We start from the raw sequence: 18,492 nt of genomic DNA on the forward strand, positions 1-18,492 counted from the left end.
TCAACAGTTTAGCGCTCATAACAAATCATTGAGAATAAAATTGAATATTTTACACCATAATTATATAAAATAAGCCCTTATATTGTCAAATGTATAAATTTAAGGATCACTTCCATACTTGTTCCTACCAGTTTTTGTATATTTACTACTAGTTTAAAAAAAATTGGAAATATTATGAGGCTTATAAAAATAATTCCCGATTCTGTTGTGCCTAAATACCAGCAGATTATAAATTCCATTGAACAAGCTCTTGCTCAGCAACTGCTAAAAAAAAATGACAAACTACCTTCCATCAATAAGGTATGTATGGAGTTCGGTATTTCCAGAGACACTGTCCTATATGCTTACGAAACACTGAAAAAAAGAGGAATAGTAAATGCTATTTTGGGTAAAGGATATTATATAAAAAGTACCGATTGGGATTTTGAAGAGCGAATTTTTCTACTGTTTGATGAGCTTAATGCTTTCAAGGAGAATCTTTATAATTCATTTTTGGAAGAGCTGCAACAAAGATCTAATATCCATGTTTTTTTCCACTATTTCAATATAGATGTCTTCAAGAAGCTAATTGAAGAAAATAATGGAAACTACACAAAATACATCATTATGCCCGGCAATATGAATGATACAGCGTGCATTATTAAGATGCTTCCCAAGAAGGACGTTTATATATTAGATCAAACCAATTTACATTTAAGAGAATATTCATCGGTATATCAGAATTTCGCAAAAGACATGTATAACGGTCTGTCAAAAGCAAAAACTTTGCTTGAAGCCTACCAAAGACTGATTCTTATTTTCCCTGGAAAAAAAGAACCTATAGGCATGGTAGAAGGATTTACCAGCTTTTGTGAACAGTATAAAAAGAAACATATCATTATCAGTAATTTTACCGATGAGGAAATACAGAATGGAGATGTATTTATCATTCCTGATGATAAACACCTGGTAAATGTGATTAAGCAATCTAAAAAGCAGAAACTAAAGATTAAAAAGGATTTCGGCATTATCTCCTATAACGAAACACCTCTTAAAGGGATTGTAGAAAATGGCATTACTACGATTTCTACAGATTTTTGGCAGATGGGAAAGATCTTAGCAGAGATGATTCTTAATGCCAAACAACAAAGAATTGAAAATGCTTCGGATTTAATTATCAGGAATTCCCTGTAATTGATTTGAATTATTTTTTACCTGAAGTTGTTTCAAAGTTAAAAAATGTGGAATTATTCTCAAGCAACGTAAGCTTATTAAAAAAGGCTCAGATTATACAATCTAAGCCTTTGACTTTTTAACTTACTCACATCTGAGATTCGTGTCAAAAAATATAATTCTTTCTCTTGCTTTTAAACAGCTTCGTAATTAAAAGTTAATAGAGTTTAGTGTTTTATCAACCAGCAAACCGTTAGCTGCTTTTATATTAAATGATCCGTTTCGTTTTGCTTTAAATTTAATAATGAATAAATCCTTTGTGCCTTCTAAAGGAAGCTTTTGTCCTACATTAACCAGCGTAGGATATAATACCTTCTCTTTGTTGGTATGCAGTCTATCATAAGTCAGGTTTTCCATTTGTCCGATATTTAATGGCGTAATTCCTATATATTCCAATTCTTCTTGTTTATATGGAATAGCAAAACTCAATGCATTTACAGATTGCAGATTACTACCTTTTATTACAACTTCAATGATATCATTCTTAGCATATTGCTGTTTTGAAGCAGAGACTGTAATGCTGCCTTGCAATGGTTTCAATTCTTCATCGCTCACTCCTCCATCTATTTTTGTAGCAACGTTAGAAATATCATATGCATCAATGAAACCGTTCTTATTTATATCTCCATTGCTAATATATCCTTCAAAATCAGAATCTCCTTTTCTTAAACCTGTATAATTCATATAGGAAGTAAAGTCATTCCTATCAATTTTCTGATCATTATTGATATCACCAGGAAGTAAGCTTGAAGACCCGGGAACTTTGAATACATATAATTCGTTTCCACTCCCAAAGTTTTTGAAAGCATTGCTTACTTCAATTTTCATAAATCGTGTGGTAGGATGTGTGGCAAAATCTAAAGTTTTACTTTTGTTATTTCTATCCCACGTAAAAGAGCCAAGTTCTGTCCAATCTTTTTTATTATCACTATACGAAATTTTACCATTCATAAATATTCCGTTGTAGCCACTGTTTCTAGGAATATATTCCAATTTGCTTATGGTATTAATAGAGCCTAAATCTAAAATTATTTCAAAAGGGACTTTGCTTTTTTCATAATCTGAATGCCAGCCGGTGCTCACATCCTGATCAAAAAGATTTTCCAGACCTTCCCCTTCCTGACTTGGAATTGTGGCTGTTGCTTTTATGCCTTTAATGGCAAATTCGTAAGGGTTTTTATTGGTTTGGGATGAAAAAGGAACCCAATCAGAGGTATTGGCTTTATTTACGGCTCTTAATTTGAAATCATATTTCGTTTCAGGAGCTAATCCTTCAAACAAGAAAGAGGTATCTTTTATATTACTGTATACCATATTGTTATATAGTATTTCGTAATAGTCAGCATTAGGAATTGTATTCCACGATGGTACTATAGAATATGCAGTATTTGTATTTTCTGAAGTAATTGGTTTTAAAGCTTCTGCAAATGCTCCGGAATTATTTTTTAATTGATTGGAATTGATAAATTGGTAGTCTTTAATGACAAGCTCTACTTTGTTCTTGCTTACATCAGTAGTTTCTGATTTTACCCAAAGTTGTGGATTTCGAGAAATTGAAACCTTTGCAAATTCAGATCCTTTTGTAGAAAAATTATTGAATTCTGGTTTGCTGTTATAAAAATATACGTTTGTTGCATTATTGAATTCATCTAAAGTATTTACTGCATTCAGTTTTACATTTTTACCTCCAATAGAAAGTTTTACACCAGATGGCTTTTTAGTAACATTAATTCTAAATTCTGTTATTTTTTCTTTTTCAAAACCATTAAAGTTACCTTGAGTAGGAGAAATGCTTATTGTTGCTGTATTTTTCACAACATTACTTTCTATAAGCGTGTTTACAGATTCTTTTTTCCTGTAATTTTCGGTTACGCCATCGTCATCATATTCTGTAAAACTGGATTTGTCTGAAGGATACACTTCATAAATTCTTAATTTTTTATTGATTTGCTGAATGTTGTTATTGGCATTTACCATCGGAATAATAGCGCCTGGCTTCACAAATAGAGGGAGTTTCCAAACTGGGGCATCGAAATGATTTAAAACAATTCCTCCTTCATAAGTCTGTCCTGTGAAGTAATCAATCCAATTTCCTTTAGGAAGGTAAATATTATTTCTAATATCATTTCCTTCTTTATCCATTTTTGTAGCCTGATATACGGGAGCTACTAAGAAATAGGGTCCATACTGATACTGGTACTGGGTAGATTTTCCTAAGGTATATTCATTAGCTTCATCTAAAAACATTGCTCTGATCATTGGCAATCCTTCTACGGCTTCCTTCGCTATACTATAGGTATAAGGAAGCAGACTGGATTTCAATTTTAAATAATTTCTGTTAATAGAAGTAACTGATTCACCCAAAGCATGGGGATACTTTTCATTGGTTCCCCAGCCATCCATGTTGAGCTGCATAGGAGTAAAGGTCTTCCATTGGAAATCCCTTGTATTGATGATTGGGTTTTTCCCTCCAAAAATACCATCCATATCCGAGGTAATGTTAGGCTGGCCAGACAAACCAGAACCTATATAAGTAGGAATGTGGAATCTGATATATTCCCACTCTCCACCCGTTTGGTCTCCCGTCCAAATACCTGCATATCGTTGTGAACCAGCCCAGCCGTCTAACGAAATGATAAAAGGACGACTTCCGTTACCATAGCGTGGCATTATTTGAGCTACTTCTGAAATACCGTTCAGTCCGAATGAGTAGCCAGGACCTACCCAGGCAACATCCGTTTTTAATACTCTTACGCCTGCGTCACCCACTTCCTTTATGATATCTCTTTGCAAAAGGGCGTTTATCCCTTCTTTAGGATGCAAATCTGATTGCGTCCATAATCCTATTTCTACGCCGTTTTTTCTGGCATAATTTCCGAGAGATTTTAGGTTAGCTACATTGCCATCCAAAGTTTCTGTCTGTCCGTATCCTGCACTGTAGCCATCATTGGGTAATATCCATCCCAAAGGCATATCTGTATTTTTATAACGGTCTATCACAGCTCTGGCAGAAAACTGATAGTTATTTTTTTCTCCATTTAAAGATTCTTTAACTCCACCGTTATCTTTCTGGCTCTCTTTATATCTTTTTCCGTCTTCAAATAGAATTCCTTTATCATCTTCTTTCCAATAATCTCTATTGTAGGCATTAAGATGTCCTTCATAAAAACCAAATTTGGGTAAAAGTACAGGGTTCCCTGTGAGCTGGTAAAAATCGTTCAACAAAAATTCAGGATGATCATTTACCATAAAGAAAACATCAAGGTAATTAGTCTCATGAGCCAGTTTCACTTCATTTTTATTCTGTTTACCGAAATCATAATATCCTTTTTTGAAAGTATGCCACATAAAGCCATATCCCTTTGTAGACCAATAATAAGGATTTGGAGATGCTACACCACCATCAGTCCAGTTATTTTGATTCACAATGAAAATAGTATTTCCTTTATGAGAAAATCGACCGTTTTGTACACCGCCTCCATAGAAATATTCATCTTTTCCTTGAGATAAAGTGAGCACAGCTTCTTTAGAATTAAATTCAATAGGAGCTATAAAAGAAAATACCTCTTTATTAAGGTTCAAGTTGAATACTTTAAATAAAGAAGTTGTTTTTTCAACTTCTATTTTAATTTTACTGGTGGAGATAGAAACGGTCTGTGGTAAATTGTTGACAGTAATTTCTTTTACTTTTTTTCTAGGCTGATCTACCAAAATTTGAGCAGGAGGTATCGCTTCGGGATTTCTTACTTCTCCGCCTGTGGGATCTAAAAATAATCGAAAAATATTTTCTCCATAAAAATCTATTAGTATTTTTTTGTTGTCGGAAAGCAAAACTTCTACTGAAGTTTCTCCTTTCTTAGAAACATTTTCAATTTTTTGAGCCTGAATTTTTCCAATGAAGAAAAAAAGAAAAGAGCTCAGTAGTAAAATCTTTTGAATTTTTGAATTTAACACTGCATCCATTTACCTTGATTTTATTTATTAATTGACATTTTATACTACTCTATGAAAGTAATATCAACATTGAAGATAAAATTAACTATAACTTTTTGTGATATTAAGACTTTCAAAAATAGTTTTTTATCAAGTATTAACTATGGTCATTTATATAAAATTAATATCCCTTTGCTGCCTGGGCTTCTTTTAGGTTCGGATTTAAATCCACAGCTTTTTGAGGATAAGGAAATCTGTAAAATCTATTATCCCAAACTCTGGTTGCCACCTGTGTATTGGTTATATCATAAACGGTTGTCATTACATTTGGGGCAATTTTCCATCTTCTGATATCATAGAATCTGTGGCCTTCATTTGCCAATTCTATTCTTCTTTCATTTCTGATAATGTCTCTTAAGGTTTCTTTTGTTTGTGCGTTGCTAACTCCTACCATACCTGCTCTACTTCTAATTTGATTTAATGCATCATAAATAGTAGAATCCGGGCCAAAGAATTCATTTTTTGCTTCGGCATATATGAGTAATACTTCTGCATAACGGATAAGCATAAAATTGTTGCTCATATTTAAGTTCTCATCTAATGAGCCATAATCTGCCATTTTTTTATAATTATAGCCTATTTTAGACGTATTGTTTCCACCTTCACTCCATTTGAACAGTGTACTTGTTCCAAAACCTTTTAAGTAAGACCAAGGTCCATTTGGATGCATTATACTTGCATATAAACGAGTATCTCTGTTTTTAAATTCATCCAGATAAGCGTTATTTGGATTACCATGATTATAGTTTGAAGCTCTTGTAGCATTAGAAGGGGGTGAAAATACTGTTCCATCTTTATTCCAATAGGCATTTACCAAATCAATGGTTGGGGTTATAGAACTCCATCCACTCTCTTCATTTGGCAATAGGAAAAGAGCCATGCTATTACTAAATATTCCTTTAGAATCTGGTACAAATTGAGCTTCTAAAATTGATTCTTTGTTGCCATTATTTTTAGCCCAGAACAATGCTTGATAATTACTTAAGCCTTTATAAAAATTGTCTTTATCTGTGGCAGAAGTAAAGGTAACAAAACTGTCGTAATTTGTACTTGTGTCTACTAAAGTTGTACTAAAAAGATCATAAGTACCGGAATTCATTACTGATTGAGCAGCTTCATAAGCTTCTTTATATTTTCCTGTGTATAAATATACCCTTGCCTTAAACGCTGAGACAGCCCCTTTTGTTATTCTACCCTTATCCTGGCTAGAAGGGTAGACAGCTGGTAAATCATTTTCTATAGCATTTAATTCACTGGTTACAAAATCATCAATTTGAGTTTCAGAAATAGGTGTGAGGGTGGAGCCATCAAGTTCACCTGATTTTTGCACGAGTGGAAGAGCTCCAAAGCGTTGAGATAAATCAAAATAATTAAAAGCTCTTATAAATCTGGCTTCTGCTTTATATCTGCCAGCCAAATTTTTGTCCATGGGAATCTCATCAATTTTTTCTAAAAAAGTATTTGCTCTTCTAATTGTAGTAAAATCGTATCCGAAATCTATAGAAGGAAGTATATTTCCTGCCGAAGCATCTACTGCAGTTGTTTCCCAGGGATATTGAGCATATGAATTATCGGTATAACTATCGTTATACAAACTGCTATAAGCAGCGCTAGACATGTATGTATAAATACCATTTAATGCCAAGGTAGCGTCTTTTTCAGTTTTCCAGAATGTTTCTTCTGATACTTTGTCTTCGGGAAACCTATCTAAATTACAAGAACTAGTAACTATAGTCAGGGAAACTGATAGTAATATAATTTTTATTTTTTTCATTTTCAGATGTTTAATAGATTAAAAAGTTGCATTGATACCAAACGATATGGTTTTTAAGTAGGGATAGGTTGAACGGGCGCTAGCCATTTCAGGATCAAAATCTTTCATCCGTTTATCTCCTCTCAGTGTAAAGTAATTCTCTAAGTTTGCATATATCCTGAATTTTTTCAGTCCTATTCGGCTAATTGTTTCCTGAGGAATGGAATACCCTAAAGTAATAGACTTAATTCTAAAGTAACTTGCATCAAAAAGCCAAAAATCTGAAGTAACTCCTATATTTTGAGTTCCTCCCCCAGCCGGCAGAATCCTAGGATACAAGGCATTAGGATTGGGATTTTCCGGAGTCCATCTATTATCTGAAACATATTGTTTTGCACCGGCACCATTGAAGAATGCCTGAGAAGATTCTTTATCCAGATATACCTGAACATTAGCTACCCCTTGCCCTACTACGCTAAGATCAAAATTTTTATATCTGCCTCCTATACTTAGACCATAGGTAAAACTGGGAACATCATTTCCTATTACAGTTCTATCGTTTTCATCAACAACTCCATCACCATTAATATCTACATATTTTATATCGCCAGCTTGAGAGGTGCTGTATAATTTAGGATAATTATTGTTAATATCCTCTTGGGTTAGGAGACCAGCAGTTTTGTATCCGTAGAAATCACCAATGGAGCCTCCTACTTGTGTTATCCAGTTATTATCATATAAAGGTTTGTTATTTATAAGTGAACGAATATTATTTTTGTTTTTAGCAAAATTAGCATTGATATAAAAGTCTCCATTTTCAAAACTTTTATTATATCCCAAACTAATTTCTATCCCTTTATTTTCTACATCACCTGCATTAATTGGCGGTGTTTCGTTTTTGTCTGGATTACTGTCTATGAGTACACCTGTTTCATATGCTAATTGATTGTTCATTAACGCACCTTTTGTAAGACGGTTATATAAATCTACTGAGAAAGTGAAAGTATTATTGAATAAAGATCCGTCTAGCCCTATATTTTTGGTAACAATTGTTTCCCAACCTATACCCGAGAATCCAAGCTTACCCGGTACCATTGCCCCTACTATAACATTCCCCAGAACTGAAGAAGCATTATTCATATAGGTCTGATTGTCATAATAACCAATGGTATTGATAGATCCGGTGCTGCCATAAGAACCTCTTAATTTTAGAGTATTGATAAAACTCAGGTTTTTAATGAAATTCTCCTTATCTAACCTCCAGGAAGCCATAACTGCAGGAAAATATCCCCATCTGTTTTCTTTAGCAAAACGTGAAGATGCATCTGCCCTTATAATACCTTCTAAAAAATATTTTTCCTGATAATTATAATTAATACGAGCGAAAACAGACTGAAAAGCATATTGCTGAGTATTAGACTTTAATTCATCTAAGGTTCCATCAAGGGTAGAAAGAGCACTTAAAGAATGTAATCCATCCTTTGGTATATTAGATTTTTTACCAGATATAGATCTGGTTGTATAGTCTTCATAGGAAGTACCTCCCAATACTTTAAAATAATGTGATGATATCTTTTTTTCATAACTTATCAAAACCTGGGTATTAAGCCATTCATCAGACTTCCATTCTTCACTATAGTTATTAATCGCTCTCGCAGTTGAACCAATAGGAGCATTAGTTAAAAAATTATATACAGGATTTAATGTATTTACAAAAGTACCTTTACGATAGTTCCAGTTTGAATAGCTGATTTGAGCATCTATATTTAATCCTTTTACGGGAGTATAGTTTGCGGATAATGCCCCCATAAATTTTTGATCATTTAACTTGGAATCCCCTCCTTCTATGTTATTTCTTACAGGATTGGTATTCGCAAATGTGTTATCTACTTTACCGGCATTAACAGATCCCCACCATCCATTGGATTGTCTTACGGCCATAGTAGGAGTTATTCTCGCTAGTTCTACGGTATTAATACCACCTCCCTGATCATTGATCATTTGTTTGATAAACGATATATTAGAATTTACTGTAAGTTTATCACTCAATTTAGAGGATGTATTGGTCCTAAAAGAATATCTATCCATAGCTTTTGTAGGCGATAGAGACTCCTGCTTCAAATAGCCTAGACTTGCGAAGTAACGGGTTTTATCTCCACCTGATACATTAATCTCATTATTAAGTACATTTGCCATTTTTCTATAAGTTGCTTTATACCAGTCTGTGTTAGGGTATCTATCCGGGTCTGTACCTGCAGCTGTAAGATCTATTTGATCTTGCTTATATTGAGAAAAATGACCAACATTATTATTAGCGTTATAATATGCTTCATTTTTCAGTTTCATATAGTCAACAGCATCTACATACTTAGGCAAATAGGTGGGTGACTGATAGCCATTATACATATTATAACCTATAATCATCTTACCTCCACCACCTTTTTTGGTCTCGACAAGAACCACCCCATAACCAGCTCTTGCACCATAGATAGCTGCTGAAGCATCTTTTAGTATACTTATATTTTCAACATCAGCTGGGCTTAACCTGGAAAAATCTGCAGTACTAGAGGGAATACCATCTATAATATAGAGTGGTGAATTCCCCGCAACACTTCTTCCCCTTACATTTAAGGTAGGTACAGAACCTACATCTCCTAAAGAAGACTTAATGGTAACTCCTGGTAAAGCACCTTGTATACTCGCTGTTAAGCTTGTTGTTGGGCGATCCTGCAGTATCTTTTTATCAACAGAAGCTATAGATCCGGAAACGGTTCCTTTTTTCTGTTTTCCAAATCCTACTAAAACAATTTCTTCCACATCTTTTACTTTTTTAGTGATGGAGTCTGAAGGTTTGTTTTTAGTTTCCTGTGCATCCAATAATGTGATAGATGACATTAGAATGGCACTCAAAATACAAATTGTAGTTTTCTTCATATTTTATTGACTTTTATAACAATATTATTTTATCTAAGGGTAGTTCGCTTCTTACCAATCTTTCTTTATGAATAAGATCTAATAAGAAAAATCTAAAGGCCTTGTCTTATTCTTTTGCTCTTCAGATTCTGTAGAACTCAATGACTATTTCAGTATTATTTTCACTTTTAAATGCAATCGCTCTTATTTTTTTACCCCCTTCACTACCTAATATCCTTCATTCTATTGAGCAGTTTATTTTTTAATAATGTCCTTTTAGCCAAATCATTTTGTGAGAGATTTAGTTGTAGCTTTCCAGATGATGTAGAATTCTAAAACCATATCCATTTTCCATTTTTTCCAGGTAAGAACAAAAAAAATGATGATCTTCCCTATTTTATAATAATCTCTGTTCCGACACAATTAGAAAATAGTTAAATGAAACCTCCCAATTATGTCCAAATACACGATATACCCTCTTTTTATTTTCCTTTTCTGAGTGTGAACTCACTATTACTATAATATTAACCCTGTGTGACTCAAATGTATAGTTTTACATCATACCTCCATACTGGTAGCTACCAGTTTTTGTACCTTTACCACCAGTTTGAAAATTATTTGACCATGCTTTATCAGGAAGCTCCGAGAGATTGATTATAGTTGGCAGACCCGCCTCTTGCTTCTCTATTTTCCAAGAGAAAAAAAAACACTTAACCTATCACTATAAAAATGTTTTCATCTTCTTATTCATGGATGACCAATCAAATAGTAAGATGAGTTTTTAAAGGTTAAAATAATAATGGGCGGAGAAAATCCGCCCAAGACTACCATCAATACCGATTAAAGAGTTATATCAGTAAAGAAGTTAAATATGTATTGAATTTGATTTATAGATTTTGTATTTGTACTGCTGAAGAATTATTTTCTACCAAAGAATAGAACAAAATATAAAGAGTTTCTGGCACAACTACCCAAAACTTTGTCAGCAGCTTAAATATCCTCAATATCCTTGAAATACAGGCATAAAACCTATTTCACAAACCTTTAGGAAGTGAAATTTCTTCTATAGAATTTGCTGAATATACTATCAAAGGTATTCGTTTTGGTTTCAAATTTCCCCTAATTATCTACCTCAGCAAAGTTAAAATCTTATTTTTTGTATGATTTATAAAACATCAACGTTATTTTTTTATGACAAAATATCTTTTTTGATTAAGACATTATTCAACTTTTTAGAATTCCCACCTTACAAAAGCTTCCATAGCAGCATAAGTAGCAAGTCCCATTTTATGATAAGTTTCTGCTGTTTCTCTGTTTCTTTCTTCTGCTCTTTGCCAGAATTCTCTCATGTCTGTCCCTTGGAATACTACTCCATCTTTTTGAGATTGATGTTTGAAAATCCCATAGCGCTTCTCCAAAATTTGGTCCGGGCTTAGTGGAACTGCCATTTCTATTTCTTCTATAGACCACTCTTTCCATGCTCCTCTATATAGCCATAACCAACAATCCTTCATGTATTCCTTCGGTTTTAAATTTTTAACAGATTCAAAAATAGCATCCAAACACACTTTATGTGTTCCATGAGGATCTGCTAAATCACCAGCCGCAAATATTTGATGAGGTTTTACTTTGTCTATTATATCTGATACAATTTCTATGTCTTCTTTGCTCAGTGGTTTTTTTTCTATTCTGCCTGTTTCGTAGAAGGGCATTTCCAGAAAATGAATCTGGCTGTCTGGTATTCCCACGTAATAGCAAGTAGATCTTGCTTCTCCTTTTCTTATTAAACCCTTTATATGTCTTACTTCTGGAATGTCTATATCACTATTTTTTTTATTTTGTAAAAATTTGACTGCTTTATCAAAAATCTTTTTCGCCGGACCATTTTCTATGCCAAACATTTCGTTGTAATCACACACAAAATTGGCAAATCGCAATGCTTCAGAATCCGCTACTGCTATATTTCCAGAAGTTTGATAGGCTACATGAACTTCATGCCCCTGTTGATGTAGTCTTATGAAAGTTCCGCCCATACTAATAATATCATCATCCGGATGTGGACTGAATATAAGTACTCTTTTCTTAGCCGGGGTCTTTCTTTCTGGTCTATTAGTATCATCTGCTCCCGGCTTACCTCCTGGCCAGCCGGTTATGGTATGTTGTAATTTATTGAAAATTTGGATATTGATATCGTAAGCCGGTCCTTTGTCTGCCAGCAAATCGCTCATTCCGTTTTCTATATAATCAGAATCGGTAAGCTTTAATATAGGTTTTTCGATTTTTTGTGCTAATCCCAAAACTGCTTTTCGGATTAATACATCAGTCCATTCTATTTTTTCTACCAGCCATGGAGTATTAATTCGGGTAAGCTTATGAGCTGCTCCCTGATCCAATACAAAAGTAGCGTTTTTGTGTTCTTGCAAATAGGAAGCTGGCACCAGGTTGGTAACAGGACCTTCTACAGACTCTTTTATAATATTTGATTTAGATTCACCCCATGCTAATAGGATGACTCTTTTCGCTTCCATTATTTTCTTTACCCCCAATGTAATAGCTGTTCTGGGCGTATTTGACAATCCTAAGAACTCATTGCTTGCGGCTACTCTTGTGATATGATCTAATGCCACAAGACGGGTTTTGGAATTTTGTAAGGAGCCCGATTCATTAAACCCGATATGACCATTACCCCCAATACCTAGAACCTGTAGATCAATTCCGCCTAAGGCTTCTATTTTAAGTTCGTATTCAGTACAATAGTCTGCTATTTCTTCTTTAGATAATGTTCCGTCAGGAATGTGATAGTTTTCAGGAAGAATATCTACTTTATCAAACAATAATTCTTTCATAAAACGGACATAACTATGTATGGAATCGGGTTCCATAGGATAATATTCGTCAAGGTTGAAAGTGACTACATTTTTGAAACTCAAGCCTTCTTCTCTGTGCATACGTACCAATTCGGCGTATAAACTCTTGGGTGAAGAACCTGTTGCCAGTCCTAAAATACAAGGTTGTTTTTGAGACTGCTTTACACGTATAAGGTCTGAGATCTCTTTTGCCACGGATTTCGAAGCTGAAAGTGAATCCGTAAAAATAACTGTTTCTATTTTTTCAAATCTTTTTTCAAATCCTGTAGAGGAATCTATTGTGCTCTTTAACATATTAATTTGGTTTTGTGATGTGCTAAAATTAAATTTACATATAGAATTTGTATTTCTAAATTTTCAATGAATAATTTCCTATTCTTACACTTTAATTTATTCGTTATAAAGTTAGATTATTCCCATAAATTTTCTGGATAAAGTTTCTTCATTTTTAATTCTGAAATAGCTTTTTGCACCTTTCTTTTATCTTCAGGATAGGTAACTCCAAACCATTTATCGTTAGATTTCAGTAATTTTACGTTAGCTTTTCCGGATGCTATACTATCGGCAACCAAAGTTGGTAAATAGTATTCTGCTTTTAAACTTCCTTTATTATCTTCCAAAAATCTTGTAAAAGAATCATCAATAAGTTCAAAGCACTTTGGGGTGAATCCCCAAAAATTCATTGATACTGATGCATCACCTTCAATTGTTGTAAAGGTCTCTTCTTCTTTGTATCTTAATTCGTTCTTATTTTTCTCTATGTGGGTTCTTTCAGTAACGTTTAATAAGTTTCCATTACAATCTATATCACATACCCCTCGGGAAACATATCCATGGTCTGAAACCGTATTTTTCAATAAATACCCTATCATACTAAAATTATAAGAGTTGGGGTCTGTTTCTTTTAAAAAATCATACATTGCCATAAAGGCATCTCTCCCATAAAAATCATCAGCATTAATAATGGCAAAATTTTCGCGCATCACATCTTTAGTAAGTAATAATGCCTGACCGGTACCCCATGGTTTGGTACGCTCTGGATTAAGATATTTGGCCGGAACGGTATCTATTTCCTGAAATACATATTCTATTTCGGCTTTATTTTTTAGCTTTTGTTCAAAGATCTCTTTAAATTCTTTTTCAAAATTCTTACGAATGATGAAAACAATTTTTTTAAAACCTGCTTGCAATGCATCATATAAAGAAAAATCTATAATAGTATCTCCTTGTGGTGTAAATGTGTCTATCTGTTTAAGACTTCCGTATCTACTGCCCATTCCGGCGGCTAAAACAATTAGTGTAGGGGGGTAATTTGTGTTCATTTTTTTAATAATGTTATTTAAAATTTCTCGGTTTTATAAAATTTCTTCAAAGCTATTACCATAAAGGCTTCTACCTCGATACTGTTATGTTAAAACGATTGAGTAAAGAACGAAAGCTATCCAGCCATGCATTTTTTCTTTCTATAGCATACCTTTCCTTATATAAAATTTCATCAAAATAATAATCTTCGGTATCTGTTCATTACTTTTACTAAAAACAATATTAAGCATAATACACTTATTTTCAAAGTGTATTATAAATTTCCAGGAATCAAAACCAGCATCTTCGTTAACAAATAAACCTTCTACAGTAATATTTGCTTTTTCCAATGTTTGAGTTATTTGATCAAAATAAGATATTACAATCTCCAACAAAGGAACTCTTGATAAAAGTCCTCGTTTCGGAATTGAAAGATTGGGTACTATCTCATTTTCTATATCCTTAATCAAGTACTTGGATATCTATAACTAAAACCTTTATTCCAAAATTAACAATTAAAGTAATTATACAAACCAGTACCCACCTGTTTTTGAATATTCACCACCAGTTGACCTATTTTGCTTAGCTCCACTAGCGATGTGAGCAAAAGCATTGTGCAGGGAATTTCCTGTTACTTCTCAAAAAAAAGAGAATTCAAAGATCACACTTTTTACAGGCTCCAAATTTACTGATATACTCTTTGTCTATTTCTGTAACTTTCCCATTCTTCTTGCCTTTTATAAGACTACTTGCTTAAAATTATGATGTTTGTTTTGACATTTTTTTCATTTCTACTTGTTTAATAAAGCTATTTCAGAACATTACAAGTCAACTGGTAGTGAATATTCAAAAACAGGTAGGCATAAGTTTATCCAATTACTTTAATTATTAATTTTGAGAAAACTGTTTTTATGTATAAATATACAAGTACTTAAAACAGAAGTGCAATGAAAATAATGTTTACTTGTAATGTAAAAAGTCTTTTCAAGGATAAAGTTTTGAGCTATTAAAGTGTTTTTATCATTATTGTAAATAGTGCATAAGGAATTTTTGGGAAGGTCGCTGGATACAATTATTATCCAAAAACAAATCAAAGCTGGATTCATCTGGCGGTGATGTAGACAGTAGCCATAGCCCCTATAAGATATTAATACCTTCTTATTTTTTTATTTTTTAATCAAAAATCTAAACCAAATGAAAAACAATTATTTTATTCTTTTATTTCTTTTCTTTTTACAGACTGCTTTTGCGCAGCAGTATAAGATGCCTGTAGCGTATGTAAATTCTTTACAGCCTGCACAATCCGGACAGGAAGCCGGACAGAGTATTGATAATAATATGAATACTCTTTATCATTCTCAGTATAATTTGAGTACAGCACTTCCGGACCAGTTAAATTTCAAATTTTCCAATCGGGTAAAAAGTGTAAACAAGTTAGTATACAAGCCTAGGGCAACAGGTCCTAACGGAATCTGGACAAGTGTAAAGATTTCTTATTCTACGCAATCCGCTCCTACCGTTTTTACGACAGCAACCGGAGTTATTTCCTGGGCAGCGGATAATACGGCAAAAACAATAGATTTGCCAACAGCAATTGTTCATCCTGATGTGATTAGGATTGATGTTCTAAGTGCTCAAAATAATTTTTCAAGTTGTGCTGAGATGGAATTTTATTCTACAGAACAGATGGATCCTGTACAAACAGAATGTACACTGGCAACCAATGAGTTTTCTGCTTATGCAGATATATCTGTCCTGCCACAGGTAGCAGGGTCTTCGGCCTCAAGTTTCCAACCGGGAGAAAATATAGAAAATTCCTTTGATGGCGATGTAAGCACCCTTTATCATTGTGACTGGAATGCAACAGCAGCTACTTTTCCTATTTCTCTGATTTATAAGTTTGATGGGCAGACGGCTATGAATTATTTAAGGTACACACCAAGACAGGATGGCGGGCCAAACGGACTTTTTGGAAATGTAAAAATAAGCTATAATACAATTTCTAATCCTGCTTACGTTACTATTTCTACTCAGAATTTCGGACAGTCATCCGCCATAAAAACGGTAAACTTTCCTTCCGCAATTACTCCTTTAAATATAAAAATTGAAGTTCTTGATGGTAAAAATAATTTTGCAAGCTGTGCCGAAATGGAATTTTTTCAGACCAGCTCTAATAGTTTTAATCCTTCAGTGTACTCAACAATTTTTAATGATCCTATTTTCAGTACTTTAAAACCAACTGTAACCCAGCAGGATATTGATGCCATTTCCTCTCCTTTTATGAAAGGATTAGCTCAGTGTTTATTTAATAATACCTACAATAAAAAATACAGGGTACAGACTTTTACAGCATATAAAACAATTGAATCAATAAATGCCCAATATAAAATAGGGAATTATAATAGATATGAAAACCCAACAGGAATAGCTTTTCAGCCTAATACCACTGCTATTGTTTTTGCAAAAGATATTACGTCCGAAAACAAAGTTTACTTAAAAATAAGAGATTTTGCTACCGAAGGCGCGTCTCCTGAAAAAACATATGAACTAAAAAACGGAATAAATATCCTCGCTATTACTAATACAGGATTGGGATATATTTCATATTACACTGATGATGCAAACGCTGTCCCTGTAACTGTAAATATCACAGCAGGCATTGTAAATGGTATTTATAAAAAAGGTACAACGTCTGCAGAATGGGCAGAAATGCTGACTAATGATGTCTATCCAAAAATTGATATAGAAGGGTATTATACAAAACTGATTACCAATAAGTCTGCGGTAAGTAATTTCCATTTCACAACCGCTCAGCCTTTGATCGATAAGTACGATGCAATTGCCAAGTCTGAAAGAGAAATGATGGGCTTCTTTAAATTCAATAAAAACTTCAAAAACAGACAGCTTGTTTACATGGAATCTACAGGAGGATGGTTCGCAGGAGGTATGGGAGTTCATTTAGATCTTACTTGGGGATTGTCCAACTCAACCTCAGCACCGGGACTCGATATTTGGGGTGTGGCACATGAATTAGGTCATATCAATCAGGTAAGACCAGGATTAAATTGGGTTGGTACAACAGAAATCACTAACAATTTATACTCATCATGGGCCTATTATAATATGTACTCACCTACAGGCAGCAACAGGTTTACAAGACTGGAAGGTGAAGTTGCCGATAAAACAGCCTTTCCTCAAGTAGCAGGAAACAGATTTGGAGAAATTATTATTCAGACTCAAATTAACGGGAAGAGTATTATGGATCAGTTCAGAACTGATTATGTGAATCCTGCTGACGCGAATTTCAGAAGCCTTGTTCCGTTTTGGCAATTAGAATTGTATTATCAATTGGCAGGTGCTTCAAAAGGTGCTTCAACCCTTGCATTTGATTCAGATATGTCTGATGAAGATACCCCTACGGTTACTCCTACAGTTCCGGGAGTAGATTATGCACACTGGTTTGCTACAGTAGCTGAGAAAGTAAGAAATACAAACGAAACTCAGCTTACACAGGGACAATTGGTAATGAATTTTGTAAAAAATACCTGTGACGCTGTGCAGGAAGATCTTACAGATTTCTTCACAAGCACTGGTTTTTTAAAGCCAATCAATGGAACAATATCAGATTACACCAATGCTCAAATGACCATTACGCAAAGCATGATTGATGATGTGAAAAGCTATGTTCTGGCAAAAGGATATACTAAACCTATATCTCCGGTTATCAATTATATTTCAGCGAATAGTGTAAATGCATTCAAGAATATGCAGCCTGTTTCGGGGGTTACAGGTGTGGGTGCACAGATTACAACCAATGCACAAGGACAGTTTTTATTGATAGATAATTCTAAATGGAACAATGCTGTTGCTTTTGAAACCTATAATGCAAGTAACCAGCTCATCAGTGTTTCTATTGTAGGAACAGGAGATACTACATTGGCAAATACGTATGTAGATTATCCTGCCAATGCACTGAACGTGTATGCTGTAGGATACAATGGACAAAAAATACTGGTTTATCCAGCCTATACGTTAGCAGCTAAGGATATTAAAACAAATAATAATGAATTTAGTGTTTATCCGAATCCTTTAAAAAATGGCCAAAAATTAGTTATTGATAGTAAAAATTCAAGAGAAAATCTGAAAGCAGAATTATACGATATGGCAGGGAAGCTATTTATTTCAGCAAAAGGCTCTTTAAATGAGATCAATAAAGAAATTAATGATAAAATCCAAGGTTTGAAAACGGGAATCTATCTTATTTCAATACATGATGGAACCAATACCTATCAATCTAAGATTATTAAAGAATAATAGTTACATAAGTGTGACCAGTCCTGAAAAAGGCTGATTAATTCAATCATTCAAATATATTTTTAATCAGAATAGGAAAATTCCTATTCTGATTTTTTTGTTTATTCTAAGTTTCCCATTATTTTTCAATACAATCAG

General features: G+C 33.7%; 7 protein-coding genes. 2 read left to right on the forward strand and 5 right to left on the reverse strand.

Annotated elements, in window-relative coordinates:
• Positions 1 to 174 precede the first annotated feature (174 nt).
• Positions 175 to 1,173 carry a GntR family transcriptional regulator gene (locus tag CQ046_RS07755; protein WP_105701708.1) on the forward strand — a complete coding sequence of 333 codons (999 nt, stop codon included), beginning with the start codon at positions 175 to 177 and terminating at the stop codon, positions 1,171 to 1,173.
• A 189-nt stretch (positions 1,174 to 1,362) separates the two neighbouring features.
• Here the strand turns inward: CQ046_RS07755 and CQ046_RS07760 are convergent, their stop codons facing one another.
• From CQ046_RS07760 to CQ046_RS07780, 5 genes are all read right to left on the reverse strand, one after another.
• Positions 1,363 to 5,175 carry a TIM-barrel domain-containing protein gene (locus tag CQ046_RS07760; RefSeq protein WP_105701709.1) on the reverse strand — a complete coding sequence of 1,271 codons (3,813 nt, stop codon included), beginning with the start codon at positions 5,173 to 5,175 and terminating at the stop codon, positions 1,363 to 1,365.
• A 151-nt stretch (positions 5,176 to 5,326) separates the two neighbouring features.
• Positions 5,327 to 6,979 (reverse strand): RagB/SusD family nutrient uptake outer membrane protein, encoded by a 1,653-nt coding sequence (locus CQ046_RS07765; RefSeq protein ID WP_105701710.1) that lies wholly within the window; start codon positions 6,977 to 6,979, stop codon positions 5,327 to 5,329.
• A gap of 18 nt (positions 6,980 to 6,997) precedes the next feature.
• Entirely contained in the window at positions 6,998 to 9,892 is a 2,895-nt protein-coding gene (locus CQ046_RS07770; RefSeq protein WP_105701711.1) for a SusC/RagA family TonB-linked outer membrane protein, read from the reverse strand.
• Between the two features lie 1,211 nt (positions 9,893 to 11,103).
• Positions 11,104 to 13,038 carry a glucosamine-6-phosphate deaminase gene (nagB, locus tag CQ046_RS07775; protein ID WP_262498047.1) on the reverse strand — a complete coding sequence of 645 codons (1,935 nt, stop codon included), beginning with the start codon at positions 13,036 to 13,038 and terminating at the stop codon, positions 11,104 to 11,106.
• A 110-nt stretch (positions 13,039 to 13,148) separates the two neighbouring features.
• A complete protein-coding gene (locus CQ046_RS07780; protein WP_105701713.1) occupies positions 13,149 to 14,060 on the reverse strand; it encodes an NDP-sugar synthase in 912 nt (303 codons plus the stop codon).
• 1,174 nt (positions 14,061 to 15,234) lie between these two features.
• Here CQ046_RS07780 and CQ046_RS07790 point away from each other — a divergent pair.
• Positions 15,235 to 18,354 (forward strand): M60 family metallopeptidase, encoded by a 3,120-nt coding sequence (locus tag CQ046_RS07790; RefSeq protein WP_105701715.1) that lies wholly within the window; start codon positions 15,235 to 15,237, stop codon positions 18,352 to 18,354.
• Positions 18,355 to 18,492 lie beyond the last annotated feature (138 nt).

The organism is Chryseobacterium sp. MYb7, assembly GCF_002979455.1.
GTDB lineage: Bacteria > Bacteroidota > Bacteroidia > Flavobacteriales > Weeksellaceae > Chryseobacterium.

Excerpts from the sequence above, each read along its gene's own strand:
- CQ046_RS07755 (WP_105701708.1), top strand. The coding sequence starts at position 175 with ATGAGGCTTATAAAAATAATTCCCGATTCTGTTGTGCCTAAATACCAG.
- CQ046_RS07760 (WP_105701709.1), bottom strand. The coding sequence starts at position 5,175 with ATGGATGCAGTGTTAAATTCAAAAATTCAAAAGATTTTACTACTGAGC.
- CQ046_RS07765 (WP_105701710.1), bottom strand. The coding sequence starts at position 6,979 with ATGAAAAAAATAAAAATTATATTACTATCAGTTTCCCTGACTATAGTT.
- CQ046_RS07770 (WP_105701711.1), bottom strand. The coding sequence starts at position 9,892 with ATGAAGAAAACTACAATTTGTATTTTGAGTGCCATTCTAATGTCATCT.
- CQ046_RS07780 (WP_105701713.1), bottom strand. The coding sequence starts at position 14,060 with ATGAACACAAATTACCCCCCTACACTAATTGTTTTAGCCGCCGGAATG.
- CQ046_RS07790 (WP_105701715.1), top strand. The coding sequence starts at position 15,235 with ATGAAAAACAATTATTTTATTCTTTTATTTCTTTTCTTTTTACAGACT.